The 24,671-nt window shown below is 52.4% G+C and carries 22 protein-coding genes; 12 read left to right on the forward strand and 10 right to left on the reverse strand.

All coding sequences use genetic code 11. The annotated features are described in order from the left end of the window. Positions 1-167: 167 nt before the first annotated feature. The gene (locus ACO0LD_RS10225; RefSeq protein WP_423006327.1) at positions 168-2,123 is read left to right on the forward strand and encodes a methyl-accepting chemotaxis protein; all 1,956 of its coding nucleotides are present in this window, start codon (positions 168-170) and stop codon (positions 2,121-2,123) included. Positions 2,124-2,213: 90 nt separating this feature from the next. On the opposite strand, the gene ACO0LD_RS10230 is transcribed toward ACO0LD_RS10225, so the two are convergent. Together ACO0LD_RS10230 and ACO0LD_RS10235 are read right to left on the reverse strand one after the other, a co-directional pair. Next, complete coding sequence (locus tag ACO0LD_RS10230) at positions 2,214-2,612, reverse strand: glutaredoxin family protein (protein WP_423006329.1); 399 nt, start codon at positions 2,610-2,612, stop codon at positions 2,214-2,216. Positions 2,613-2,762: 150 nt separating this feature from the next. After that, positions 2,763-2,942, reverse strand: a complete 180-nt coding sequence (locus tag ACO0LD_RS10235) for a hypothetical protein (protein ID WP_423006331.1) — start codon at positions 2,940-2,942, stop codon at positions 2,763-2,765. 482 nt (positions 2,943-3,424) lie between these two features. Between ACO0LD_RS10235 and ACO0LD_RS10240 the strand changes: the two genes are divergently transcribed. Beyond that, on the forward strand, positions 3,425-4,954 hold the full coding sequence (locus tag ACO0LD_RS10240; protein WP_423006333.1) for a peptide MFS transporter: 1,530 nt from the start codon (positions 3,425-3,427) through the stop codon (positions 4,952-4,954). A gap of 68 nt (positions 4,955-5,022) precedes the next feature. On the opposite strand, the gene ACO0LD_RS10245 is transcribed toward ACO0LD_RS10240, so the two are convergent. Both ACO0LD_RS10245 and ACO0LD_RS10250 read right to left on the reverse strand, forming a co-directional pair. Next, positions 5,023-6,414: an RtcB family protein gene (locus ACO0LD_RS10245; RefSeq protein WP_423006335.1), complete on the reverse strand. Its 1,392-nt coding sequence runs from the start codon at positions 6,412-6,414 to the stop codon at positions 5,023-5,025. A gap of 168 nt (positions 6,415-6,582) precedes the next feature. Beyond that, positions 6,583-6,987, reverse strand: a complete 405-nt coding sequence (locus tag ACO0LD_RS10250; RefSeq protein ID WP_423006337.1) for a tautomerase family protein — start codon at positions 6,985-6,987, stop codon at positions 6,583-6,585. 118 nt (positions 6,988-7,105) lie between these two features. Here ACO0LD_RS10250 and ACO0LD_RS10255 point away from each other — a divergent pair, with 118 nt between their 5' ends. The 7 genes from ACO0LD_RS10255 to ACO0LD_RS10285 all read left to right on the forward strand — a co-directional run bounded on the left by ACO0LD_RS10255 (position 7,106) and on the right by ACO0LD_RS10285 (position 14,979). Next, on the forward strand, positions 7,106-8,047 hold the full coding sequence (locus ACO0LD_RS10255) for a LysR substrate-binding domain-containing protein (RefSeq protein WP_423006339.1): 942 nt from the start codon (positions 7,106-7,108) through the stop codon (positions 8,045-8,047). A 120-nt stretch (positions 8,048-8,167) separates the two neighbouring features. Then, positions 8,168-9,670: a DUF4331 domain-containing protein gene (locus ACO0LD_RS10260; RefSeq protein WP_423006341.1), complete on the forward strand. Its 1,503-nt coding sequence runs from the start codon at positions 8,168-8,170 to the stop codon at positions 9,668-9,670. A 40-nt stretch (positions 9,671-9,710) separates the two neighbouring features. Further along, positions 9,711-9,974: a hypothetical protein gene (locus ACO0LD_RS10265; protein ID WP_162044238.1), complete on the forward strand. Its 264-nt coding sequence runs from the start codon at positions 9,711-9,713 to the stop codon at positions 9,972-9,974. A 108-nt stretch (positions 9,975-10,082) separates the two neighbouring features. After that, on the forward strand, positions 10,083-11,267 hold the full coding sequence (locus ACO0LD_RS10270) for a tetratricopeptide repeat protein (RefSeq protein ID WP_423006343.1): 1,185 nt from the start codon (positions 10,083-10,085) through the stop codon (positions 11,265-11,267). Continuing rightward, positions 11,264-12,409 (forward strand): HupE/UreJ family protein, encoded by a 1,146-nt coding sequence (locus ACO0LD_RS10275; RefSeq protein WP_423006345.1) that lies wholly within the window; start codon positions 11,264-11,266, stop codon positions 12,407-12,409. The genes ACO0LD_RS10270 and ACO0LD_RS10275 overlap by 4 nt, the downstream gene beginning before the upstream one ends. 159 nt (positions 12,410-12,568) lie before the next feature. Beyond that, complete coding sequence (locus ACO0LD_RS10280) at positions 12,569-14,407, forward strand: hypothetical protein (RefSeq protein WP_423006347.1); 1,839 nt, start codon at positions 12,569-12,571, stop codon at positions 14,405-14,407. Continuing rightward, complete coding sequence (locus tag ACO0LD_RS10285) at positions 14,404-14,979, forward strand: alpha/beta hydrolase family protein (protein ID WP_423006349.1); 576 nt, start codon at positions 14,404-14,406, stop codon at positions 14,977-14,979. The genes ACO0LD_RS10280 and ACO0LD_RS10285 overlap by 4 nt, the downstream gene beginning before the upstream one ends. A gap of 669 nt (positions 14,980-15,648) precedes the next feature. Here the strand turns inward: ACO0LD_RS10285 and ACO0LD_RS10290 are convergent. The 4 genes from ACO0LD_RS10290 to ACO0LD_RS10305 all read right to left on the reverse strand — a co-directional run bounded on the left by ACO0LD_RS10290 (position 15,649) and on the right by ACO0LD_RS10305 (position 19,374). Then, positions 15,649-16,305, reverse strand: a complete 657-nt coding sequence (locus ACO0LD_RS10290) for a flavin reductase family protein (protein WP_423006351.1) — start codon at positions 16,303-16,305, stop codon at positions 15,649-15,651. 180 nt (positions 16,306-16,485) lie between these two features. Continuing rightward, a complete protein-coding gene (locus ACO0LD_RS10295) occupies positions 16,486-17,370 on the reverse strand; it encodes a type 1 glutamine amidotransferase domain-containing protein (RefSeq protein WP_423006353.1) in 885 nt (294 codons plus the stop codon). A gap of 61 nt (positions 17,371-17,431) precedes the next feature. After that, the gene (locus ACO0LD_RS10300) at positions 17,432-18,508 is read right to left on the reverse strand and encodes an alkene reductase (protein WP_423006355.1); all 1,077 of its coding nucleotides are present in this window, start codon (positions 18,506-18,508) and stop codon (positions 17,432-17,434) included. A 65-nt stretch (positions 18,509-18,573) separates the two neighbouring features. Then, positions 18,574-19,374 carry an SDR family NAD(P)-dependent oxidoreductase gene (locus tag ACO0LD_RS10305; RefSeq protein WP_423006357.1) on the reverse strand — a complete coding sequence of 267 codons (801 nt, stop codon included), beginning with the start codon at positions 19,372-19,374 and terminating at the stop codon, positions 18,574-18,576. A gap of 162 nt (positions 19,375-19,536) precedes the next feature. On the opposite strand from ACO0LD_RS10305, the gene ACO0LD_RS10310 reads away from it, so the two are divergent. Both ACO0LD_RS10310 and ACO0LD_RS10315 read left to right on the forward strand, forming a co-directional pair. Further along, positions 19,537-20,070, forward strand: coding sequence for a MarR family winged helix-turn-helix transcriptional regulator (locus tag ACO0LD_RS10310; protein WP_423006359.1), 534 nt, complete (start codon positions 19,537-19,539; stop codon positions 20,068-20,070). A gap of 80 nt (positions 20,071-20,150) precedes the next feature. Beyond that, a complete protein-coding gene (locus tag ACO0LD_RS10315; RefSeq protein ID WP_423006361.1) occupies positions 20,151-20,393 on the forward strand; it encodes an alpha/beta hydrolase family protein in 243 nt (80 codons plus the stop codon). An 84-nt stretch (positions 20,394-20,477) separates the two neighbouring features. Here ACO0LD_RS10315 and ACO0LD_RS10320 read toward each other — a convergent pair whose 3' ends face one another. Next, positions 20,478-21,653 (reverse strand): acetyl-CoA C-acetyltransferase, encoded by a 1,176-nt coding sequence (locus ACO0LD_RS10320; RefSeq protein WP_423006363.1) that lies wholly within the window; start codon positions 21,651-21,653, stop codon positions 20,478-20,480. Positions 21,654-21,852: 199 nt separating this feature from the next. Further along, complete coding sequence (locus tag ACO0LD_RS10325) at positions 21,853-22,746, reverse strand: LysR family transcriptional regulator (protein WP_423006365.1); 894 nt, start codon at positions 22,744-22,746, stop codon at positions 21,853-21,855. A 119-nt stretch (positions 22,747-22,865) separates the two neighbouring features. Here ACO0LD_RS10325 and ACO0LD_RS10330 point away from each other — a divergent pair, with 119 nt between their 5' ends. Then, positions 22,866-24,665: a sulfatase-like hydrolase/transferase gene (locus ACO0LD_RS10330; RefSeq protein WP_423006367.1), complete on the forward strand. Its 1,800-nt coding sequence runs from the start codon at positions 22,866-22,868 to the stop codon at positions 24,663-24,665. Positions 24,666-24,671: the final 6 nt, after the last annotated feature.

Raw genomic sequence — 24,671 nt, forward strand, 5'->3', positions numbered from 1 at the left:
ACTGCTGATATTTACCCTAATTTGTCATACTGGCAAGCAAAATCGTTGCAAATAATCACTGTTCTTATTTGTATGTTGAATGCGACGGCAAGAATGCCTTAATCCGTCATATCATTCACGTCATTGCAGGCATTTCTGCACAGAAAATACAAGCAAGGCTCAGTATCATGACATTAACGACATCCCCGGCCCGCTTTGGTTTGCGGGCAAAAATGCTCTTCGCTGTATTGGCCATGGTGCTGGCCGGTTTTACCGTGACCATCAGCCTGCTGACCAAGCAAGCTGGCAGCATGCAGCAGGAATCTGCCCAGCAATACGCCAGACAACTTGCCATCAATAATGCAGGCAAGGTGGCAGAGCGCATCAACCTGGCTTTGCATGCAGCACGCAGCCTGGCGTTCGAGCTGGCTGCGATGCAGGCCAACGGCAAGGCTGACCGTGCCAATGCAGACCTGCTACTGAAGAGCGTGCTGGAAGGCCACCCTGAATTTACTGGCGTAGGCACGATTTGGGAAGCCAATGCCTTCGATGGCAAAGATAGCGAATACGCTGGCAAGGAAGGCCATGATGCCACTGGCCGCTACCTGCCGTACTGGAACCGTGGCAGCGGCAAGACCCAGGTCGAAGCCCTGACTGATTATGAGAAAGAAGGTGCGGGAGACTATTATTTGCTGGCCAGAAAAAGCGGCAATGAAGTCTTACTGGAACCGTATATGTACAAGATCGCTGGCAAGGACGTGTTCATGACCACGGTCACCGTTCCGGTCAAGGCCAAGGGCCAGGTTGTTGGTGCAGTCACCGTGGATTTACCGGTTGCCAGCTTCCAGGAAGATGTCAGCAAAATCCATCCCTATGAGACTGGCTATGCCAGTCTGATTTCCAACAACGGTATCTATATCGGCGACGTCGATGCTAAAAATGTCGGTCAAAACATAGGCGACAGTGCCGCTGCAAAAGCTGCAAAGACGGCTATCAAGGCTGGCCAGACTTATAGCGACAGCTTTGAACACAGCACCATGCAGACGACGGTGAACCGCATCTATGTGCCTGTGCAGATAGGTGCCACCACGACGCCTTGGTCTTTTGTCATCAGCGTGCCAGAGAACAAAATCCTGGCTGATGTGCATTACCTGCGCAACACCGCCATCCTGATCGGTATCTTCAGCGTGCTGGTGGTATCAGCGATACTGACTTTCGTCATCAACAAACTGGTGATCGCCCCGCTAGGTGGCGAGCCGGATGTAGCCGTGAATATTGCCAGGAGCGTGGCAGAAGGCGACCTGACTACAGTAGTGACACTGAAACCCGGTGACCGCAGCAGCATGTTGTATGCACTGCAAGGCATGCAACAGCAATTGACGGGCATGGTCACCCATATACGTGACAGTAGCGAATTTGTCTCGAATGCGTCTGGCGAAATTGCCATGGGTAATATCGACCTGTCTGAAAGGACAGAGAACCAGGCGTCGTCCCTCGCGCAAACTGCCAATAGTGTGGAAAGTCTGAACCAGACCGTCAAGCAAAATGCCGGCAATGCCGAGCAAGCCCGCCAGCTCGCCGTCTCTGCGGCGCAGACTGCGCAACGCGGCAGCACCCAGGTCGACAAGGTGGTGAATACCATGGCAGATATCTCGGCTGAATCCAAGAAGATGTTTGACATTATTGCCGCCATAGAAGGCATCGCCTTCCAGACCAATATCCTCGCACTGAATGCAGCGGTCGAGGCTGCCAGGGCGGGTGAACAGGGTCGTGGCTTTGCCGTGGTGGCTTCAGAAGTGCGCAACCTGGCACAGCGCAGCGCCGTCGCTTCGAAAGAAATCAAGTCACTGATAGAAACCTCAATCGCCAAAGTGGATGTGGGCTCGGAAGTGGTTGGTCATGCTGGTAAAACCATGACCGAGATACTGGCGTCGGTAGAAGGCTTGTCAACGATACTTAATGAAATCTCCAGCGCTTCTGCCGAGCAAAGCCATGGCATAGCGCAGATCACGAATGAGATAGGCTTGATGGACCAGACTACCCAGCAAAATGCGGCACTGGTGGAAGAGTCTGCTGCGGCGGCTTCGCTGAAAGAAGAGGCGCAGAAGTTATGGCAGGCATTGCTGGTGTTTAAAGTGAGCTAATTCTCCAAAACTTGTGGCACATACAAATGGATCTCAAACCCAGCGTTTGATGTCCATTTTTTTTAGCTTGTCGGTGCTATCTGAATTGAGTCACTTTGCAGCAGTCTGCGTCTTCGCCATGGCCTGCAAAGCCTCTGCAAATACTTCTGGCTGATAGCCACGTATCATGCGCTTGCCTATGATGATGACGGGGACGCCTTCGCCACCCAGTTCTGCATGTCTGGCTGCCGCAGCAGGCGATTTTTCTACATCCAAATCTACGAATGCCACTTTGTTTTCATCAAAATAAGCCCGCGTCTTTTTGCAGAAACTGCAACTGGCGGTGCCATACATAAGGACTTTGCTGCTGGTATTCTGGAAGTGGGCTGAATAGTCAGCTTCCTGATACGCAGGTTTCAGCAACATGGGCAGGCGTGGCACTACATAACCGATGAGCAGGCCTATGGCGATGATTACTGCATAGGTCAATATCGTCCTGGTTAATTTCATGCTGCATCCCGTAAAAATTAAATGTGATGAAAAGTTTTGATAGCTGTAGTGACCAGCAATTTGAAATGCTGGTCACTATTTTCAGCAAGTCGCATCTGCCAATCCGCTCAAAGCAAATCTGGCAGCTTGCGACTCACTCAAAAAAACAAATTATTCTGGATAACCAGACAGGCAATCTGCCATGCATTCGTTGTATTCAGCTGAGCCACGTGGCGCTTGCTTGATGCATTCTTTATTGCAGAAATAGAATGGTGGAGGGTAAGCAAATGCAGCACTGCAGCCAATTGCCAATGCCAGAGCGATTAATTTTCTTGTTGTTGATTTGAACATCGAAGTCTCCTGATTTTTTAATGGGGGACAGAGCAGCGCCGGAACATTCGCCCCCGGATCAAATGCCCGGTTTTAAGATGCAAGACACATTGACTGCCTTCGTCTCTGCATTTCTTCTCCAGAGAGTTTGGCTACATGCTTTTTTGTAAATTACTAATTCGACAAAATAATACCATTAAATATATTTGACTTAACATTATTTAACTATTGCACCTGCACAGAAATTTTGCTTTTTTATTATTTATTTTGTTAGCAAAGGTCAGCTCTCCATAGGGAAAATGGCTACATCCTGAATAAAGCTGCCAGTGGAAATCAGCACAGCATTTTTTGCTGCGATGCAGCATATGTCTTTTTATATGAGATTTTTGTCGTGGTAAGCTACGCGCCGAATTGACTCAATTCACATCATTTTTCAGGCACGCATTGAAAAAAATTTTGCGGCCAGCTGCGACTTTTATACAAAATAATTATTGGAGAGCACTTTGAACCAAATTCAAACGCCAGGTGCACACACTATTCTGGGGCACCCGGATAGCTTGTTCGTCCTGTTCTTTACAGAAATGTGGGAACGGTTTTCTTACTACGGCATGCGCGCCCTGCTGGTGCTGTTCCTGGTCACCACTGCAGCCAAAGGCGGCTGGGGCTGGAGCCGAGCGGATGCAACAGACTTGTATGGCTGGTACACCGGCCTGGTGTACCTGACCCCTATCCTCGGTGGCTATATCGCCGACAAGATACTTGGCAGCCGCCGTTCTGTCGTCCTGGGTGGTTTCATCATCGCTGCCGGGCATGCCTGTTTGCTGTTTGATACCCCTGCCATGTTCTATACCGGCCTGGGCCTGGTCGTTGCCGGTACCGGTTTGTTCAAACCAAATATCTCTGCCATCGTTGGTCAGTTGTACACCAAGGATAATGAAGGCGGTCGTGATGGCGGTTATACCCTGTTCTACATGGGTGTTAACTCGGGCGCTTTCTTCGGCATCCTGTTGTGCGGCTACATTGGCGAAAATATCTCCTGGCCTATGGGCTTTGGCCTGGCCGGTGTCTTCATGATACTGGGTGCGATACAGTTTTATTTTGGTCAGGGCATCTTTGGTGATATCGGCCTGGCAAAATCCCAGCAAACCACCGAAGTCGTCGCAGCTGAAGAAGCTGCACCACATATCGTTGCCGACCGTCTCAAAGCAATTTGCGTATTCTCTTTCTTCACCATCTTTTTCTGGTTTGCGTTTGAACAAGCTGGTGGTTCGATGACGATTTTTGCAGCTGACTATACAGACCGTGCTTTGGTGGGTACAAGTGGCATGCTGTTCAAGATCGTCAACAGCCTGATGACCGTGATACCGACAATTATTCTGTCATGGTTGCTGATCAAGTTGTTTGCTGGCACGGCAAAACGTTATCTATTATCGAATGCCTTGCTGGTACTTTGCATAGGCTTGATCTGGGTGTTGGTGATCTGGATGTTGCGCCGTGAATTTGGCCTTGATCAATCCAGCGTACCTGCTACCTGGTTTGGTGTATTGAACTCCTTCTTCCTGGTGATCCTGGCTCCTATGTTTTCCAAGATGTGGGAAAAATACTGGAACCCGAGTGGCCCGGTCAAATTTGGCGTTGGCCTGATCTTGCTGGGTCTGGGCTTTGCGGCCTTATCGTATGGCGCATCCAGCATCCCTGCTGGCGCCAAGACAGCCAGTGTAGGCATGGTCTTCCTGATTGCCGCTTATTTCTTCCATACCATGGGTGAACTCTGTGTTTCCCCGGTAGGCTTGTCGTATATCAGCAAACTGGCTCCACCGCGTTTGCTGGGTCTGATGTTTGGTGTCTGGTTCCTCAATACTGCGATTGCCAACAAACTGGCTGGTTTCACAGGCAGCTATATCGACCATATTTCTGAAACCTATTCCCTGTCCGTCTTCTTCCTGATTTTCACCCTGATACCGATCGGTGCTGGTCTGGTTCTGATGATGTTGAACAAGTGGATGGAAAGAAAAATGCACGGCGTCCACTAAGCTACGCACTACATAAAAAATCCCCGCCCAATGATTATTGCGCGGGGATTTTTTATTGCTCATGATATTTATGCCTTGAATGTCACCCAGGGTTTCAGCCTGACTGCTGCCCTGATCAGGCCCGCTGTTTCTTGCGCTTCTATGACCGGACCTATGGGTTTATAGGCTTGTGGTGCTTCTTCCACCTTGCGTTCTTCGCGCAGGGTCACACATTGCCAGTTGGCGTCGGCATTGTCGTGACGCAGACGGCGCGCATCCTGCCTGCGTACACGGCGGCCTGCACCATGGCTGCACGACCATAACCAGTCAGGGTTGCCTAATCCTTCTACCAGGTAACTGGCATCGCCCATGGAACCGGGTATCAAGGCCAGATCACCTTCCCGTGCCGGGGTAGCGCCCTTCCTGTGGATGTTCATGCCATGTTCACGCAAGATGACATTGTGAGGCACGTCCACTATCAGCGATGACTTGGCATGACCCAGCACTGCCTGCAATTGCTGCCTGACCAGTTCTGCCAATACCATGCGGTTGGCCCAGGCATAGCGCGCTGCCACGCCCATGGCTTGCAGGTATTCTTCGGCCAGTTCCCCACTGAGTCCATACAAGGCGCTGTCAGGATGTTTGAGACCGGCGGGCCATTCTGCCCTGGCCCTGTCCATCCAGCGCTGGCCCACATAGAAACCGACATCGCGAGAACCACTATGTATCATGACGACGATATCGTCCTTGGCCAGGCCTGCACGATAAGCCAGGTGGCGGTCAAAAACCGCATCGACGATTTGCAACTCGACAAAGTGATTGCCACCGCCCGGCGTACCCAGGCTGGGGTCACGCAGGATGCCATCGCGATTGAACCAGGCCTCAGGTGCATAGCGACTGGCTCCGCCAAACTCTTGCAAGCCTATGCAGGCCGCAAGCTCCTGTTGCAGACGGTCGCGGTCTGCCATGGCCCAGATGCCGCTGTCAGGCAAGCTGTCCAGGAAAGCGGAAGGACCGGCATCACTGAGTGCGGCAAAGGCTTTGGCATGGGCGGGCACGTCCCTGCCATTTTCCAGCAAGACCCTTTGCAACTGGCGTATCAATGCCTGCTTGTGCTGGCCGACCTGGGACAGATTAAAGCCTGTCGTCAGCAAACGCATGCCGCAATTGATGTCAGTGCCTATGGCCGCGGGAATGACAAAGCCTGCATCGGTGGCAACGATGGAACCCACCGGCGCAATGCTACCTGGATGAAAGTCAGGCGTTGCGCAAGCCTTGCAGACGGCATGATGCCCGTCCGCCGATTTGACAGCGGCAAACGCCATTAATTGTTTTACTGCCTTTTCTTCCAGAGGAAGACTATCAGGTAACAGCACAGTCGCCTGTGCGTGTTCATGATGAAGTTGGAATATGCCATTGGCATGTTCAACGTGTATGCCCTGCCTTTGCAGGGCCATTTTTAAACGTGAAATAGAAGTCATGGCTGCTACCAAAATTTGAAGTACAGGTGCGCCTCCGGCGATTCGGGGGCATTTGTACCTCTAGCAGCAGCGCCAAGAGGAGAGCTATGAGTATAACGAAATTTGTTGCAAGTGCAAATAATTTGGTGGCAGGAGGTATCTCCAAAATACATACCTCCTCATTCTTGTTTAACCTGCAGCCACCTGTTGCACCAGCGCCATGGCAAATTTGCCGTTGCCTGTAGACCAGTCGGAATAATCGTTTTCATGCATGAAGATGAAAATATCAGCCTTTGCCACGTCCGCATTTGCTGCCAGGTTTTCTGCAATGTGGGCGTACAGATCACGCTTCATGGCGTCGCTGCGGCCACGCCTCAAGCTGATGTCGATAACCACCAGTTTGTCTGAGCGCGCCACACCGTTGAAGCTGCGGCTATAGAAAAAATCTTCGGCCCCATAGCTGCTGACGAGATTGAATAATTCGTCTTGTGGCATGCCTATGCTGGTGACCAGCGCCTGGTGTATGCCTTCGACGATAGCCTGGCGTTGTTCCTGGCTGGTGTTCTTGCTGACATGGGTACGGATGAATGGCATGTGATATTTCCTGAAAATGGATTTGATTGAAATTTAAAACAGCAAACAGCATTTTCAGAGAAAGGATATTGAAAGAAAATCGATATTCACTCGCTCATATGTGCGATAAACTCACATAATGAAACGTCGCTTGCCACCCCTGAATGCACTCCGCGCCTTTGAAGCCGCGGCCCGGCTGGGGCGCATGACTGCTGCTGCCGACGAGTTGGCGGTGACACCCGGTGCCATCAGCCGCCAGGTACAACAACTGGAACAAAGCCTGGGCACGGTCTTGTTTGAAGGCTCCAAGAACCGCCCGCAACTGAGTGCCATGGGCAGGCAATTATTACCCGCCCTCACCACAGCTTTTGACCAGCTAGACGCTGCCGTGAATGCCGTGCGCAATGACAATAGCGGCACGCTGGATGTTTGCTGCTTCAACACCTTCATGGTCAAGTGGCTGATACCGCGTTTGTATGATTTCAATTCCAGGTATCCCGACATCGATGTCAGGCTGAGTTCCACTGACCGTCGCCCCTATGCCGCACAAGACTCCGGGCATGAACGCTATGATCTGGTGATCAGTGTGGATGAAACGGGTGAACAGCCGGATGACCGGGACCGGGACCGGGATAGTATCTTGCCGCTGTTTCAGGAGTGGCTGGGGCCAGTACTTTCGCCCGCGCTGGCAGCCAGCATCAAGATCGCTACAGCCGCTGACCTGAGCGGGAAATCCTTATTGCATACCCGCAGCAGAACGAATGCATGGCAAATGTGGGGCCTGGCGGCTGGCTGCGCGGCACCCGTGGCAGAGGGCAGGGAATTTGAACACTACTACTTCACGCTGGAAGCCGCGATTGCAGGTTTAGGTATCTGCATTGCCCCCTGGCATTTGGTCATAGATGATATCCGCAGTGGCAGGCTGATCGCCCCGCTCGGTTTTAGTGCCAGCACTTATCGCTATGTGGCAAGGCGCAGCCGCAAGCAAGATAAAAAGCTGGACCTGTTTTGCAGCTGGCTGCAAAATCAGGCCGCCCTCAGCCCTCGCCCTCAGTCCTTTGCCGGGCAACAACTAAAATAAGCAGCAGCAAATTTATTTTTAAATAGTTGCATCCAAAACCAAATTCCCTTCGTAAGAACAGTGCCCGTAAAGTTTTTTAACTTTTCGACGGTCATTTTTCCTACACTACAGGAGTTGGTCATGAGACAAGTAACATCGAGGTTCAATCAAAAAATTCTACTCGCCCTGGTCACCGCAGGGAGTTTAAGCGGCATCGCCTCGCTGCCCGCACAGGCATCCAGCCATCGCGAAGCGCCATTCATTACCCGTCACCCAAAAGTGGATGCGGCTGACTTTTATATGTTCCGCAGCTATGAAGCTAACCGCGCTGCCTTCACGACGCTGATCGCCAATTATTCGCCACTGCAGGATTCTTACGGCGGTCCGAATTATTTCTCCATGGACCCGGATGCCCTGTATGAAATCCATATCGACAATGTCGGTGATGGCAAAGAACATCTGACTTTCCAGTTCCGCTTCACCAATACCAATAGTGATGCGCAGTTTACTGTTGGTGGCAAGAAAGTTTCTATTCCATTGGTCATCAATGGTGGTGCCATCGATGGCGTCAATCCGGCTGGTTTGAATGTGCGTGAAACCTATACCGTCACCATGGTGACAGGTGACCGCCGCACAGGTACACGTCAGGCCGTAACTAACGCAACTACCGGTTCCAGCACCTTTGACAAACCGGTTGACTATATTGGTAATAAATCCATCCCTGACTATGCGGGCTATGCAGCCAAGCATGTGTTTGCCGTCAATATCCCAGGTTGCACGACACCGGGCAAAGTATTTGTCGGCCAGCGTAAAGACCCCTTCGTGGTCAACCTGGGTGAAACTTTTGACTTGATCAACATCAAAGCACCTGCCACTGCATTTGATCCGAATGCAGAAAAAGCCGGTCATGATGACCTGGCAATGAAGAACATTACAGCAATAGAAATGGAAGTACCAACCAGTTGCCTGACCAATGGCAAAGAAGCCGTGATCGGTGGCTGGACTACGGCCAGCTTGCGCCAGGGCCGTGCCATTAACCCGACACCGAGCAGCACGGGTGCGGCATCCAAAGAAGGTGGAGCATGGACGCAGGTATCGCGTCTGGGTATGCCACTGGTGAATGAAGTCGTGATTGGCCTCAAGGACAAGGACCAGTTCAACCACAGCAAACCTAGTGGTGATGCCCAGTTCATCAACTATGTGACCAACCCTACCTTGCCTGCACTGGTGGAAGTTTTGTTTGGCAGTGCTGGCGTCAAGGCACCAACCAACTTCCCGCGTAATGATCTGGTCGCTGCTTTCCTGACAGGTATCAAGGGCGTCAATCAACCAGCCGTAGTGACGCCATCTGAAATGCTGCGTTTGAATACGACAACACCTGTCAGTGCAACGCAAAATCGCCTTGGTGTTATTGGTGGCGACAGTGCTGGTTTCCCTAATGGTCGCCGTCCTGGTGATGACGTGGTGGATATCGCCTTGCGTGTGGTCATGGGACGTTTGTGCACACTCAGCATAGGTTGTGTACCTGCTGATGCACCGGCTGGCAGCATAGACTTTACTGATGGTGCTTATCTGGATAGCAGCTTCATCGACAATGCCTTCCCTTACCTGAAAACCCCTGTGGCTGGCGCACTGAAACGTTAAACGTCTCAGTCATATTCAATACCATACTCAAGGAGTAATCATGAAAGCTAGACATACTTATCTGATCGCTGGCACGTTGCTGACGCTCATGCTGGCAGGCTGTGGCGGTAGTTCCAGCCCTGCAACCAGTACCACGACTCCCGGTACTGGCACCGGAACAGGGACGACCACACCCACGGTCATCGATACCTTTACGCAATATGTGCTGAACCTGTTCGGTGCAGCAGATACGGCAGAACCGCAATCGATAGATGCAGCAGTAGTCACAGCGCCGGAAGCAACTGAGCCAGTAAGTGTAAATTAAGTGTCAATTAATTGAGCGCTGTTTTCATAGCAATACCGGACTCAAGGCATAGTCAATTTTTGACTATGCCTTGAGTCCTTCCATGAATTTGAGATTCAAAAAAATATCATGCGCCTAACACGCTACTTATCTGTCCCGCTGATCTTAGCCAGCCTTGCTTTCAATGCCCAGGCGACGCCGTTTATTCCCAGCAACGGTAAACAGGTACTGGAACAATTGCCGTCGCGCACAGACCCGGCACAACGTGCCTTTGCAGAATTGCGCAAACGCCTCGCAGCAAATCCAAACGACCCCGCCATTGCTGGCGAACTGGCACAAGCCTATATCAATGCCGCCCGCAATGACGGTGACCCGCGTTATCTGGGTTATGCACAGGCGGTATTGAAACCCTGGTGGGGCCTGCCAAATCCGCCCATCAGCGTACTGGTGCTGCGTGCCACCATACTGCAGAGCACGCATCAATTCCCTGAAGCTTTGCTCGACCTGAACAGCGTTTTGAAGCAAGACAGGAACAATGCCCAGGCCTGGCTGACCCGCGCCACTGTCTTGCAGGTACAGGGCCAGTTTGCCCAGGCCAAAGCCAGTTGCATGCACCTGTATCCTCTGGCACCAGAGCTGGTCACGCTGACCTGCCTGCATAATGTCGGCAGCCTGAATGGCGACGCAACAAACAGTTATGCAACGCTTGCTACAGCCTACAAAAAATATGAAAAAAATGCAGATAGCGATGCAGGGACAAAAATCTGGGTCACGACACTGCTGGCAGAAATGGCTGCCAGACTTGGCGATGTCAAAGCAGCCGAAACCTGGTATCAGACAGCCCTGACACTGGCATCACCTGACAGTTACTTGCTGGGTTCATATGCAGATTTTTTACTGGATCAGCAAAGACCTGCTGAAGTCGTCAAACTGTTGAAAGACAAGACCAGGGTCGATGCATTATTGCTGCGTTATGCGCTGGCTTTGCAAGCACAAAAGTCTTCGCTTGCTGCTGGACAAATCAGCTTGCTCGATCAGCGTTTTGAAGCCGCCATGCTGCGTGGCGACACTGTGCATCAACGCGAGCAGGCACGTTATGAATTGCAATTAAAAAAACGCCCGGCGATTGCCCTGAAACTGGCGCAACTGAACTGGGCCATACAAAAAGAAACTGCAGACTTGCGCATCTTGCTGGAAGCAGCCGCAGCGCACGAACCTGAGGCAGCAGCCCCGGCCCTGGCATGGTTGAATCAAAACAAACTGCAGGACATGACATTGAAACCCGTACTCACCAAGCTGGGAGTCAAGTCATGATGCACAGCACCATCCATCACCTGGTGCGCAGTCTTATGCTGGCAATGCTATTGTGTCTGTTCAGCATGCCCGCCCATGCCCACAAACCCAGCGACAGTTACATGACCCTGCGGGCCGACCAGACCGGCATCCATGGGCAATGGGATATCGCCTTGCGTGACCTCGATTTTGCGATAGGCCTGGATGAAGACGGCAATGGTGAGCTGACCTGGGATGAGGTGCGCAGCAAACATGCAGACATCGCTGCCTATGCACTGGCGAGATTGAAGATTATGGCAGGCGACAAGCCATGCCCGCTGACTGCGGGGCAACAACTGATAGACCAGCACAGTGACGGTGCTTATACCGTATTGATGTTCGACAGCACCTGCAATGCTGAAAAAATCAAAGTGCAGTATCAATTATTTTTTGACCTGGACACCCAGCACAAGGGCTTGCTGCGTCTGGTCAACAGAAAGGATGCGACAACTACCGCCATCTTCAGTCCTGAGCAGACCAGCCAGGAATTTGTCGTGGCTGAGGTCAATAAATGGCAGCAATTCAGCGATTATATTTTTCATGGCATCTGGCATATCTGGATAGGCTTTGACCACATCCTGTTTTTATTGTCCTTGTTGCTGCCCGCCGTACTGGTGCTAAAAACGGGCAAATGGGAGGCTGCCAGCAGCTTTAAAGCAGCAGCTATTGATGTCTTGAAAATCGTCACGGCATTTACTGTTGCCCATTCAATTACCCTGACGCTGGCTGCCCTGAATGTACTGGCGTTGCCATCACGGCTGGTGGAATCTGCGATTGCGGCATCTGTGATTCTGGCAGCGCTGAATAATCTGTTCCCGCTTTTCCAGGGCAGGCGCTGGCTGGTGGCATTTATTTTTGGGCTTATCCACGGCTTTGGTTTTGCCAGCGTACTGGCCGACCTTGGCTTGCCGCAATCGGCACTGATGCTGGCACTGGTCGGCTTTAACCTGGGTGTGGAAATAGGGCAATTGACTATTGTTGCAGGCTTTTTACCTCTGGCCTATCTATTGCGCCGCCACTGGTTGTATCAGCGTGCCATCGTGCAGGTGGGCTCAGGGCTGGTTATTTTCATTGCCCTGCTGTGGTTTATAGAGCGCGCCTTCAATATGCGCATTATTTCATAGAGACTGTAGCGCTGTCCTTTGTCTGAACTTTACTTTATCTGTTTGGTTATGGATGCGGATAAAAACAGCATATTTCAAATATATTGCGGTGCTAGAATAAAGCTTTTGACTCTGGTCGATCGCCAGGGCTGATTCATAAAAATTCAACCGAGGATATTAATGAAAAGCAAACTGAGTCTGTTGCTGCTTGCGGCCCTGAGTGCCAATGCTGGTTCGCAAGAAAATATGAGCTATCAAAAACCGCCGCAGTCCATACTGGAGCTGGCAGATTTCCAGCGTGCACCTGTAGTGAGCATGGATAGCCATAGAAAGACACTGCTGCTCAGTTACCGCAATACCTATAAATCATTAAATGATTTGAACCAGACTGAAATGCGTCTGGCTGGTTTGCGCATTAATCCGGTGACGAATATTTCCAGCACGCTGACTTATGTCAATAATCTGAAGTTGCGCAAAGTCGATGCGACTGATGAAGTGCAAGTCAAGGGCTTGCCCGAAAACCCGCTGATCAGTTACGTCACCTGGTCACCGAGTGAAAAGAAAATTGCCTTTACCAATACCGCTGCCAAAGGTGTGGAGCTGTGGGTCATTGATGTGGAAACCGCAACAGCGAAAAAATTGACGGAAGCGAACCTGAACGCCAATCTGGGTACACCATTTGACTGGTACCGGGATAGCGAAAGCCTGCTGATCAAGGTCTTGCCCAAGAGCCGCCCAGCCCTGCTGGATGCCAGCAAGGATTTGCCGAGTGGCCCCATCATTTCGACTTCCAGCGGCGCGACTTCACAAAACCGCACTTATGCCGATCTCTTGAAAAACCAGAATGATGAAAGTAATTTCGTCAACCTGACAACTTCTGAACTACATAAACTGAGCCTGAATGGCAAGAGCAGCCTGTTCAAGAAGGCAGAGATGTTTGATGAAGTCAGCTTTTCTCCTGACGGCAAATATCTGCAGATCAGCTCTATCCAAAAGCCTTTCTCCTACATCGTACCGCTGCAGCGTTTTCCGTCAAAAACCATAGTCAGCGATGTGACTGGCAAGCAGATCAAGGTAGTGGATGAATCGCCTTTGAATGAAATCATCCCCAAAGGCTTTAGTGCTGTTCCTGTTGGCAAACGTTATATGGCCTGGCGCGCGGACAAGCCAGCCAGCCTGACTTATGCACAGGCGCTGGATGGTGGCGACCCGGCCAATAAGGCCGAGTTCCGTGATGAAGTGTTTTCCTGGGATGCACCTTTCGACAAGCCCGCAATCTCCCTGGTAAAAGTCGCGCAACGTTATGGCGGCATAGTCTGGGGTAACGACAACCTGGCCGTCGTCACTGATGGCTGGTATGACACACGCAACACCAAGGCCTATTTGTTTAATCCATCCAATCCGGCAGAAGCACCACGTGTCATCTCTGACCGCAATATGCAGGATATCTATTCGGACCCGGGTCGTTTTGAAACCAAATACAACCAGTATCACCGCCGTGTATTGGCAATAGAAGATAACAAAGCCTATCTGCTGGGTGCTGGTCACACCAGGAAAGGTCAGTTCCCTTTCATCGATGAACTGGATCTGGGCAGCCTGAAAAAGAACCGACTGTATCAGTCCACTTACACCGACAAGATAGAAAGCATAGTCTCGATAGAAGATGTCAAAAAAGGCGATGTGCTGGTGCAGATACAGTCGAAGACTGAATACCCGAATTACTACTTCCGTAATATCAAGGGCGGCAATCAGTTGACACCAGTGACGCAATTCAAGAACCCGTTCACAGGCTTGAAGGATGTCTCGAAAGAAGTCATCAAGTACAAGCGCAAGGACGGCGTGGAATTGTCAGGCACCCTGTATTTGCCAGCGGCCTACGACAAAGAAAAGAAAGAGAAACTGCCTTTGCTGATATGGGCTTACCCGGCGGAATTCAAGGACAAGGATTCTGCAGGACAAAGCAGGCATAATGAAACCAGTTTACCTTCCCCAGCTATGGTTCATTCATTTATTGGGTGACGCGTGGTTATGCAGTGCTGGATGATGCGGCCTTCCCTATCATCGGTGAAGGCAAGACCGAGCCGAATGACAACTTCATCCCGCAACTGGTTGGCAATGCCGAAGCAGCGATTGATGCTGTTGACGCTTTGGGCTATATAGACCGCAAGCGCGTTGCCGTTGGTGGCCATTCTTATGGTGCCTTCATGACGGCAAACCTGCTGACGCATTCCAAACTGTTTGCCTGCGGTATTGCGCGCAGTGGTGCCTATAACCGCACACTGACGCCTTTTGGTTTCCAGAGTGAACAGCGCAATTACTGGGAAAGCCCTGAGGTCTACAACAAGATGTCGCCTTTCATGAGTGCCGATAAAATGAAGACCCCAATGTTGCTGGTACATGGCGAAGCCGATAATAATCCCGGTACATTTACCCTGCAAACCGAACGCTATTTCCAGGCATTGAAAGGTCTGGGCGCACCGGTACGCATGGTGATACTACCCAAGGAAAGCCATGGCTATGCCGCCAAAGAAAGCATCATGCATTTGCTGTGGGAACAGGATCAGTTCCTGGAAAAATGCCTGAAGAAATAAGGTGTAAGACAGAAGTCATGGCTACAGTAATGCAGCCATGACTGTAAAAAAAGTCCCAGGCGCATTAAAGCGAGCCTGGGATTTTTTTATGGACTTTCGAACTAGCATGTAGTCGTGTTCTGGCTCAGGACTATTTGATCTTCTTACCGCTCGATTTTTCTTCTCCCTGTATGCTCATACCGGTCACGATGACATCATTATTCAGCATAAAGTAGCTACCGATCCACATCGGGGAACAGCTCTTGCGGGAAAGCCCTCAGGGGGTCTAGCTTGATATGCAAACGGTCGCCATCGGCAGTGACGACAACTGGGAAATTTTTGACGGCATTTTCACCGGCAAATTTTTTATATGCCCTGGCATCCAGCGATGGCGGTTTTTTCTATGACCTTGTAATCAGATTTGCTTGCATTGTTTTGCTGTATCTCGATAGCAAAGCGTGCCAGGTCTGATGGAGTGGTCCAAAACCCGCTGCTGCCAGCTCTGGTTGGCGGTGCCAGTTGCCGGGCACAGCTTTGCCGTCAGCTATAATAGACAGAGGCCGTAATGTCCTGCCACTTCGTGGGTAATTCAAAGCTGCTGTGATCCATACCCAGTTTATCGAACACGGTTTTTTCAAGCGACAAGACTCTTGGCCTCATTCGGGTCGCGACCTGCCAAAAGGGAAAACGTTATCCCTTGCCGTGAGCGGCCGCATCGCTGGCACCTGCAGGCCGGGTAACCTGAAAGACGTTTTCAGGTAAAACCTGAACGTAGTCGTTCAAGCCTCCAGAACGCAAGATCGGATAAGCTTGCGCCGTCTGGTACACGCCGTCCTTCAAGAGCAATTTGTCGATATGCACGGCCACCACCTCACCCAGGACCAGCCAGCTACTCACCTTCTCGCCATCTGTGTTTCGAAATTGGACGATGTCGGTGACCTTGCACTCCATCGCAGCACGGCTTTCCCCCACGCGTGGCACATTGACCACACGACCCGGCACAGCCGTGAGTCCGGCGAGGGAAAATTCGTCCTCGCCATGCGCCAGTGGGGTGGCGGTCTGGTTCATCTGGTCGCCCAACTCTCGTGTCACCAAATTCCAGACAAACTCGCGTGTTTCGGATGCGTTCTGCACGCTGTCTTTCCAAGTGATAGAAGAGAACCCGATGATGGGCGGGTCATAGTTGAACGCATTGAAAAAACTGTAGGGAGCCAGATTTACTCGCCCCTGCGCGTCCCGTGTCGAAATCCAGCCGATTGGGCGTGGGGCGATTAGCGCATTGAGAGGGTTGTGACTCAGCCCATGGCCCTTGGAAGGCTCGTAGTAGTAGAAGTCTCGTGTGATCATTCTGATGGATTTCTGCGATGTGCATCGCTCTATTAAGGCAACTCGATCAGCGGTAATACATGTCCCACCTTCACGGGTGCAAAGAAGGTTGCGAACTGGATTGCGTGTGGATCAGTTTGCAGCCGTTTTTTTGTGCAAAGTGCGGCAGAACCTGTGCTGGCCGGCACAGGTTCACTCCCTTTATTTAGCTTGTGCGACCAACTTCGCCATTAAAGCCTTGCCGAAGACTTCGGCCGACAGGGGCTGTTGACCGGTGATCAGTTCCCGATCGACTACGACGTTGGGTTGCCAGTCTGCACCATTCTGAACAATGGCCCCGGCTGCGGTCAAAGCTGCGTCCGGATAGAAGAGGACCTGACCGCCGAGCTGCGCGTTACCTTCTATCTGCTTCTCTTCGGATGCGGCGAAGACGCTTACCTTATAGCCGGCATACGTCCAGCCCTGAGAAAGGCTCTTGGTCGCAGCGGTATCGCCTGCGATGAGAGCAGACTGAAACTTGGCTGCTTCAGGTAGGGTGGCCAGAAGAGCGATCGGTCCATGGCAGATGATTGCTGTAGGCTTCGCGGCCGCGTGGAAGTTCTTCAGGATGGTACCGAGCGACTGGTCCTTCAGCAGGTCTTGCATAGGCGCATGGCCGCCCGGAATGAACACCGCTGCATAGCCGCTGGCGCCTTCTGCTGCAACGGATGCCAACGTTTTGGGCTTCTTCAACGAATCGAACTTCGCAACGAAAGAGAGTGCGTCTTCGCGCTTCACATCATTTCCTCCGAAATAGTTCTTGTTGTTCGAATTCGCATCCATGTCAGGTGTGTCGCCTTTTGGATTGGCGAACACTGGTGTGTACCCCGCTTCGACGAGCATCCGCAGCGGAACGGCAAGCTCGTTGAGGAAGTATCCCGTTTTGTACTGCTTGCCGTCCCGGAGTTCGAGTTCGTGGGCGCTCGACATCACTACAAGGATCTTCCCCTTGGAAGCCGCGGAAGCGCCGGCTGGCATGAGGCTGGCGGTGGCAGCAAGCGCAATGGACATGAGCCCGGTTTTGAAAGTATTCATGTTGAAAGTCATATTGGTTCCTTCAGTCGTTTGTGAAGTTGAGGCGGGTTAGGAGTTAGAGGATGGTTGATGCTTAACCGGCAAGCGTCGGATAGTCGGTGTAGCCCTTGGCACCGGGCGTGTAGAACGTGGTGGGGTCAGGCGCGTTCAATGGCGCATCCTGGCGCATGCGCTCGACCAGGTCAGGGTTGGCGATGAAAGGCCTTCCCATCGCAACCAGGTCCGCGCGACCTTGGCTCAGCGCCTGTTGTGCGCTGGCTTTGTCCTGTCCGCCGGCGAGGATAAAGGGGCCGTCGAACGCCGCCCTTAAATCTGCCTTCAGTTTCGCCGGTACAGGCGGGGCGCCCATCGCCGAATGGTCCAGGACGTGGACGTACATGAGACCTAGTGCGGAGAGTTGCCTGACAAGCGCCAGGTACTGTTCGTCCACGCCATCGAATGCGCCGGCAGCGTTGACCACACCGTGGGGCGACAAGCGTATGCCGACGAGTTCAGCGCCGATCTCCTTCACGGTCGCACGGGCAACCTCCAGCACTAACCGGTTGCGCCCTTCAGCCGTGCCGCCGTAACCATCCGTGCGGCGGTTGATGTTGGCGTTCAGGAATTGCTCGAGAAAGTAGCCGTTGGCGGCGTGTAACTCGATGCCGTCAAAACCGGCCTGGATGGCAAGGCGCGCGGCCTTTGTGTATTCGCCGATCACGGCCTGGATGTCGGCCTCGGTCATAGCGCGCGGTGGCGTGTGTGGCTGGCTGCCTTGCGTATCTGTCCACATTTCACCGGGGCAGGTCTCAGGTGAAGGTCCAAGCACTTCAGCACCAACCGGCAGGTTGGCCTTGTGGGTCACGCGGCCGGTATGCATCAGTTGCACGACGATCTTGCCGCCCTTGGCATGCACTGCGTCGGTCACGAGCTTCCAGCCTTGCACCTGGGCATCATTGTACAGGCCGGGTATGCGGGCATAACCTAAGCCATTGGGCGACGGTGAGGTTCCTTCCGTAATGATGAGACCGGCGCTTGCACGCTGGGCATAATAAGCCGCCATCAAGCTGGTGGGCACGTTGTTGTCGCTTGCGCGGCTGCGCGTAAGCGGCGACATCACGGCGCGATTGTTGAGCTGGGTAGAACGCAATGAGAAAGATTCGAAAAGCATGGACTGTCCTTGGAAAAATGGAAAGGTGAGAGAAAAGAAGAGTAGTGACACTTATTTAGCAGGAGTCAACCGATCTTGTAACGAGGAGCCGGCGTTCCGGCTTGGGTGTTCGCGAACAGTTCGGAGCGGGCCGCGTCGTATTTCTCCCACAGCGTTGCGTCGGCGACCGATGGCCAAGTGACGGCTTCGCCCTGGTCCAAGCCCGCGATGGCTGCATCGACCATGTGTTCGGTCGTCATCAGAGTGTTTTTGTTGAGGGCTGCCAGCGGGACACCAGACAGGTCCCAGAGCTCAGTGGCTGTGGATGCGGGCAAGACCAATTGAACTTTTACGCCAGTTTCGGCAAGTTCTTGCTGCAAACCTCTACTGTATTGCAATACAAAGGCCTTGGTACCGCTGTAGATGGCGCTGATCGGCAGCGAGTGGACAGCCAGGGCAGAGGCAATATTGATGATCAGGCCCTGGTTTCTCGCCAAGAAGGCGGGCAACGCAGCTTGCGTCAGACGCGTCAGCGCTGTGATATTCAGGGCGATCTGGGACTGTGCGTCGTCTGCGGACGTCTGGGCAGCCGGTCCCAGTCGCGCAATGCCAGCGTTATTCACCAGGACGCGCACGTCTCCATTGGTGGCCAAAAGTGTCTCGATCCGCACTAGGTCCTGGTCTTTGGTCAGATCGGCTGAGATCGCCTCGGCTTTGATGCCGTGCGCCTTTGAGACCTGCGCACAAAGGGCTTCCAGGCGATCAGCGCGCCGGGCGACGAGAATGAGATCGTATCCACGCGCAGCGAGGCGATCCGCATAAACGGCTCCGATACCGGAGGAAGCCCCCGTAACAAGGGCGACATTCTTAGAGTTTGGATTTGTCATTGATATCTTTCTATTATGGTTGAGTGCTCAAGTAATATAGTTGAGGGCTCAAGTTTAATGCAAATGCGAGCTCAAGTGCAATATAATTGAGGGCTCAAGTGTAAAGTTAATAGCCGACGGCTTGCCGATGGTGCAGCACTCAACCGTTTTTAAAATATGGGTATGACCTCAAATCTTATTGATACGAAAAACAGTCTGGACAGGCCCGCTGCAAGTGAGCAAGGAATCTTGGGCGGACGTGTCTGCACGGCTACATCACTGCGCCTCGCAGCTCGCAGACTTGGGCAACTTTATGACGAGGCGTTGGCACCGCTGGACCTCAAAGCTACGCAGCTCGCACTCATTTCAGAAATAGACAAACTCATGGGGGCCGATCAACAAGGACCAACGCTGCAGGATCTGGCGACCCGGCTTGCTATCCAAATTTCGGCTCTGACTCATGCGCTCAGATCGCTGGTGCGCGACGGAATTGTTGAACTGCGTCAGGATGTCCAGGACCGGCGGACCAAACACGGCGTTCTCACTCCACTTGGCAAGACACTGCTTTCCGAAGCAATGGTGCGCTGGGCTGCAACAAACGATCAAGTGGAGGTCGCTCTGGGCCCCGCCTCGGCTGCGAACTTGAGGGCGCTGGCCGATCAGGTGGCTTCCGACGCGTTTCTAATTGCATATAAAGCGAAGACCACCTCCAACTAAACCTGAGTGTGTCGTCCAGGCTGATACCGACATGTTGTCAAGCATCAACGTTCGATCTGAATATGTAACACCACAGATGCATGGAAATTCCGTCATCGATTCTTTGTATTTTGGGGGGATACTGCCGCAATCCGCATTTGTTTACCCAGATGGTGCGGAGGCGCTGGCAAACAGAGATCGCTTTCCAGGCATTGAAAGGTCTGGGCGCACCGGTACGCATGGTGATACTACCCAAGGAAAGTCATGGCTACGCTGCCAAAGAAAGCATCATGCATTTGCTGTGGGAACAGGATCAGTTCCTGGAAAAATGCCTGAAGAAATAAGTAATCGCTGATGACAATAAAAAACCGCCAGATTGTCTGGCGGTTTTTTTACTATCCAGTCTTGCAAATGCTGGTCAGACTTAGTTAGCGTTCTATCGCCAGCGCCACACCCATACCACCACCGATACACAAACTCGCCAGGCCTTTTTTGGCATCGCGACGTATCATTTCATGGATCAGGCTGACCAGGATGCGGGCACCGGATGCGCCGATAGGGTGACCAATCGCAATCGCACCACCGTTGACGTTGATCTTGCTGGTGTCCCAGCCCATTTCCTTGTTGACGCCGATTGCCTGTGCGGCAAAGGCTTCATTGATTTCCATCAAATCCAGGTCCTGATGTGTCCAGCCAGCTTTTTTCAGGCAAAGCTGAGCGGCAGGTACCGGGCCCATGCCCATGATCGTCGGGTCAACACCGGCAGAAGAATAAGCCTTGATGCGGGCCAGCACTGGCAAACCCAGTTGCTCGGCTCTTTGCGCTGTCATCATGATGACGGCAGCAGCACCATCATTGAGGCCGGATGCGTTACCGGCAGTGACTGTGCCGTTCTTGTCGAAAGCCGGACGCAGGGATGCCAGGGATTCCAGCGTCGTGCCATGCTTGATGAATTCATCGCTGTCAAACACTGTCGTGCCTTTTTTGCTGACCAGTTCGAAAGGAATGATTTCATCCTTGAACTTGCCCGCTTTTTGCGCGGCTTCTGCCTTGTTTTGTGATGCCAGGGCAAACAAGTCTTGCTCTTCGCGGGTAACGCCGTATTTCTTGGCGACGTTTTCTGCCGTGATACCCATATGGTATTGGTTGTACACATCCCACAGACCATCGACGATCATGGTATCGACCAGTTTGGCGTCGCCCATGCGGAAGCCATCGCGTGAACCATTCAATACGTGCGGCGAAGCACTCATGTTTTCCTGGCCGCCGGCGATGATGATGTCAGCGTCACCAGCCTTGATGGCTTGTGCTGCCAGGTGAGTAGCTTTCAAACCGCTACCGCATACTTTGTTGATAGTGAAAGCAGGCACCATGTCTGGCAAACCGGCTTTGATGACAGCCTGGCGCGCAGCATTCTGGCCTACGCCAGCGGTCAGTACCTGACCCAGGATGACTTCACTGATCAGGTCACCGCTCAGGCCGGTTTTCGCCAGCAGTGCCTTGATGACATGCGCACCCAGATCGGAAGCAGCCGTTTTTGCCAAAGAGCCACCAAATTTGCCTACTGCAGTACGGCCTGCAGCTACGATTACCACGTCTTGCATGTGAATTCTCCTGGTTTTGTCCCTGAGAGCAGGGAATGATCAAATGAATGCTGCTGAATTATTGCAAATGCGCCTGCATATAGAATACATGCTCTAGCTTACCACTGCTCGCGCCTGGCTGAGTTCCCCTGCTTTAAAAAAGATGGCGTTTTGCCATGAATGCTGCTTCCTGCGAGGCAAAATTGCCGCCTTTATGCCTTTACACATGTGCGGCGACTTTTGCCAACACCAGTTCTGCCATCGGCGACAAGCTGCGTCTTGCCAGGCTGACCACACCAATTTCTGCATGGATGGCTTGCCAGCCATCAACTTTCAGCTCGACCAGGTCAGCGGACTTGAGTTCTGTCGCTACCGCCGCATGGGTGCACAGGAGGATGGCGTCGCTGTGCATGACCACATGCTTGAGGACATAAATATTGTCGCAAGTAGTAACCATAGGTAAATCCTGGCCTGGCTCCAGGCCAAAAGCCTTGCGCATGGATGACAGGAAAATATCCGCCAGATACACACTGGCATAGCTGGCGTTTTGCAAGTCATGCAGGTTCAGCATGGCCTTCTTCGTCAGTGGGTGCTCACGGCGGCAATACAGACCACCAAATTGGCGCGTCAGTTGCCTGGTTTTGACATGCTTGTTGGGAATCAGGGTGCGGGTGTCGGCGATGAAGAACTCCAGCTTTTCTGCCAGCAGGTGTTCCATCAGGGTGTCACTATTATTCACTTCCAGCACGGTACGCATGCGTGGATAGATGGTCGCCAGCTCCGTCAAGACACCGGGCAAAAAACTGGCTGCAGGAAAAGGCCCGGCACCAAAAATGATCTGGCCACTTTCGCAATCGCGCAGTTGTGCCATTTCCTGTTTGAGATTATTTGCCGCATACAGTAAATCACGGGCACGTACAACCAGCTGCCTGCCCGCAGCAGTGGCTGTGGCACCAGCCTGGTCGCGGTCAAACAAACGCATGCCCATTTCCTCTTCCAGACTTGAAATGCTGCGGCTCAATGCTGGCTGACTAAGATTGAGCTTGTCTGCTGCACGGGCAAAGTTGCCTTGCTCTGCCAATACGACGACATGTCTGAGCTTGTTGAGGTTCATGTACAGACCATAATAGGTCATACCTTTTAGGTATCAATACGATGATTATAATGCACTGGACGTATGCAATTAAGTGTCACACACTGCTGGTAAGCCTAGAATTCAGATGGAGACTATACATGGCAGATCAGTCAGGTAAGCAGCCACGCAACATCAGTCGCAGAAAAGTACTGGCAGCTATGGCAGGGGTAGGCCTGGGTGCCGCCATCGGCGACGTGGCCGACAAACAACACAGGCCGCGCAGCATACCCAAAGTGCCTGGGGCCATGTCAGCTGCAGGCTTGCGCCAGCGGCGGCCAAATATCTTGCTGATCGTGAATGACCAGTTACGCCACTGGCAAGACTTGCCGTCTGGCCTGGGTTTATCTGCTCATGAAATGCTGCTGGAGCAAGGCACAGGCATGATGAATTTCCATGCGAATACCACGCCTTGCTCGCCTTCACGCTCAAATATGTATTTTGGCCAGCATACCCAGCACACACTAATGACAGCGAATGTCGATGCGCCACCCTCTTTCCCAAAATTGGCAGATGGCTTGCCCAGCCTGGGACATTTATTAAGGGCGCAGGGTTATTACACCGCCTATAAGGGCAAATGGCATTTAAGCCATCTGCGTGCCGACCCTGGCCTGGTATATGGTCCTTATCCCAGCACCGAAAATGCATTGGAGCCTTACGGTTTTTCTGACTATAACCTTGATGGCGATCCACACGGCGCTACCTGGACTGGTTACCGCTATGACGGCCAGATCGCCAGTAACGCTGTGCAATGGCTGGGGAGCAAGGGGCGCGATATGCGCGGCAAGCAGCCCTGGTTTCTGGCAGTGAATTTTGTCAATCCGCATGATGTCATGTATGTCAGCACTGGCGATAAACAGGTGGCCAGCCGACAGCAGCGCAATATGCTGTCGCCTTTGTCCACCCCACCCATCGGCGGCGTTTACGACAAGAACTGGGATTTACCACTACCGGACAGTTATTACCAGGATAAATTAAACGACAAACCCTGGGCCACCCGCTCTTACATAGAAATGTGCAACTGGCTGTATGGTCATATAGATCCAAACGATGAAGCTGCCTGGCGTGCCTATCAAAGTTATTACTTCAATTGCGTGCGCGATGTAGACAGCCATGCCCTGACGGTATTGCAGGCCCTGAAAAAACTGGGCATGGATAAAGACACCATCGTCATCTACACCTCGGACCATGGAGAAATGGCCGGTGCCCACAAGCTACGCCAGAAGGGGCCCTTCATGTACAAGGAAAACATGCGCCTGCCCTTTATCGTGCGCCACCCGGATGTCGCGGGTGGCAAAATGACGAATGCGCTGGGTTCACATATAGACCTGGCACCCACTATCCTGGGCATGGCTGGCGTAGCTGCCAGCGCGACTGCAGAGAAATATCCCTACCTGAAGGGCCTGGATATCAGTGCCGCCCTCAGCTCAGTTGGTGCGACCACAGAACGCGATAAAAAGGGGATCTTGTTCAATTACGGCATACCTCTGTACATGGACCCGGAATTCTCACGCAAGGGTGCAACAACCGGCAAGATATACAACAAGTTGAGCGCTCTCTTGATCGGTTTTGAAAGTGGCCAGTTCTTACCCAGCCTGGATAACCCGGCCCTGTTCCGTGGCATCCATGATGGCCGCTATAAATTTGCCCGCTATTTCAAGCCTGCCGATCATCACCAGCCACGCGACTGGCAAAATCTGACGACACGCAATCAGCTTGAACTTTATGATACGCAAACCGACCCGAATGAAATCACCAATCTGGCGGCAAAACCTGAACAACACAAAGATTTGTTGCTGGACTTGAACAGTAAATTGAATACACTGATCACTACTGAAGTAGGTGCCGATCTGGGCAGGGAATTGCCGGGACCGGCATTTTTATATCATCGTGGAACCTGAACAAGT

Origin of the sequence: Undibacterium sp. Ji83W, from assembly GCF_049340385.1 — a bacterium.
GTDB lineage: Bacteria > Pseudomonadota > Gammaproteobacteria > Burkholderiales > Burkholderiaceae_D > Undibacterium.

Bases quoted from the DNA above. Each gene is read 5' to 3' on its own strand.
- ACO0LD_RS10235 (WP_423006331.1), bottom strand. From the start codon at position 2,942: ATGTTCAAATCAACAACAAGAAAATTAATCGCTCTGGCATTGGCAATT.
- ACO0LD_RS10300 (WP_423006355.1), bottom strand. From the start codon at position 18,508: ATGCTTTTCGAATCTTTCTCATTGCGTTCTACCCAGCTCAACAATCGC.
- ACO0LD_RS10330 (WP_423006367.1), top strand. From the start codon at position 22,866: ATGGCAGATCAGTCAGGTAAGCAGCCACGCAACATCAGTCGCAGAAAA.
- ACO0LD_RS10225 (WP_423006327.1), top strand. From the start codon at position 168: ATGACATTAACGACATCCCCGGCCCGCTTTGGTTTGCGGGCAAAAATG.
- ACO0LD_RS10290 (WP_423006351.1), bottom strand. From the start codon at position 16,305: ATGATCACACGAGACTTCTACTACTACGAGCCTTCCAAGGGCCATGGG.
- ACO0LD_RS10320 (WP_423006363.1), bottom strand. From the start codon at position 21,653: ATGCAAGACGTGGTAATCGTAGCTGCAGGCCGTACTGCAGTAGGCAAA.
- ACO0LD_RS10270 (WP_423006343.1), top strand. From the start codon at position 10,083: ATGCGCCTAACACGCTACTTATCTGTCCCGCTGATCTTAGCCAGCCTT.
- ACO0LD_RS10305 (WP_423006357.1), bottom strand. From the start codon at position 19,374: ATGACAAATCCAAACTCTAAGAATGTCGCCCTTGTTACGGGGGCTTCC.
- ACO0LD_RS10250 (WP_423006337.1), bottom strand. From the start codon at position 6,987: ATGCCATTCATCCGTACCCATGTCAGCAAGAACACCAGCCAGGAACAA.
- ACO0LD_RS10255 (WP_423006339.1), top strand. From the start codon at position 7,106: ATGAAACGTCGCTTGCCACCCCTGAATGCACTCCGCGCCTTTGAAGCC.
- ACO0LD_RS10275 (WP_423006345.1), top strand. From the start codon at position 11,264: ATGATGCACAGCACCATCCATCACCTGGTGCGCAGTCTTATGCTGGCA.
- ACO0LD_RS10230 (WP_423006329.1), bottom strand. From the start codon at position 2,612: ATGAAATTAACCAGGACGATATTGACCTATGCAGTAATCATCGCCATA.
- ACO0LD_RS10325 (WP_423006365.1), bottom strand. From the start codon at position 22,746: ATGAACCTCAACAAGCTCAGACATGTCGTCGTATTGGCAGAGCAAGGC.
- ACO0LD_RS10260 (WP_423006341.1), top strand. From the start codon at position 8,168: ATGAGACAAGTAACATCGAGGTTCAATCAAAAAATTCTACTCGCCCTG.
- ACO0LD_RS10315 (WP_423006361.1), top strand. From the start codon at position 20,151: ATGGAAATTCCGTCATCGATTCTTTGTATTTTGGGGGGATACTGCCGC.
- ACO0LD_RS10265 (WP_162044238.1), top strand. From the start codon at position 9,711: ATGAAAGCTAGACATACTTATCTGATCGCTGGCACGTTGCTGACGCTC.
- ACO0LD_RS10245 (WP_423006335.1), bottom strand. From the start codon at position 6,414: ATGACTTCTATTTCACGTTTAAAAATGGCCCTGCAAAGGCAGGGCATA.
- ACO0LD_RS10310 (WP_423006359.1), top strand. From the start codon at position 19,537: ATGACCTCAAATCTTATTGATACGAAAAACAGTCTGGACAGGCCCGCT.
- ACO0LD_RS10280 (WP_423006347.1), top strand. From the start codon at position 12,569: ATGAAAAGCAAACTGAGTCTGTTGCTGCTTGCGGCCCTGAGTGCCAAT.
- ACO0LD_RS10295 (WP_423006353.1), bottom strand. From the start codon at position 17,370: ATGACTTTCAACATGAATACTTTCAAAACCGGGCTCATGTCCATTGCG.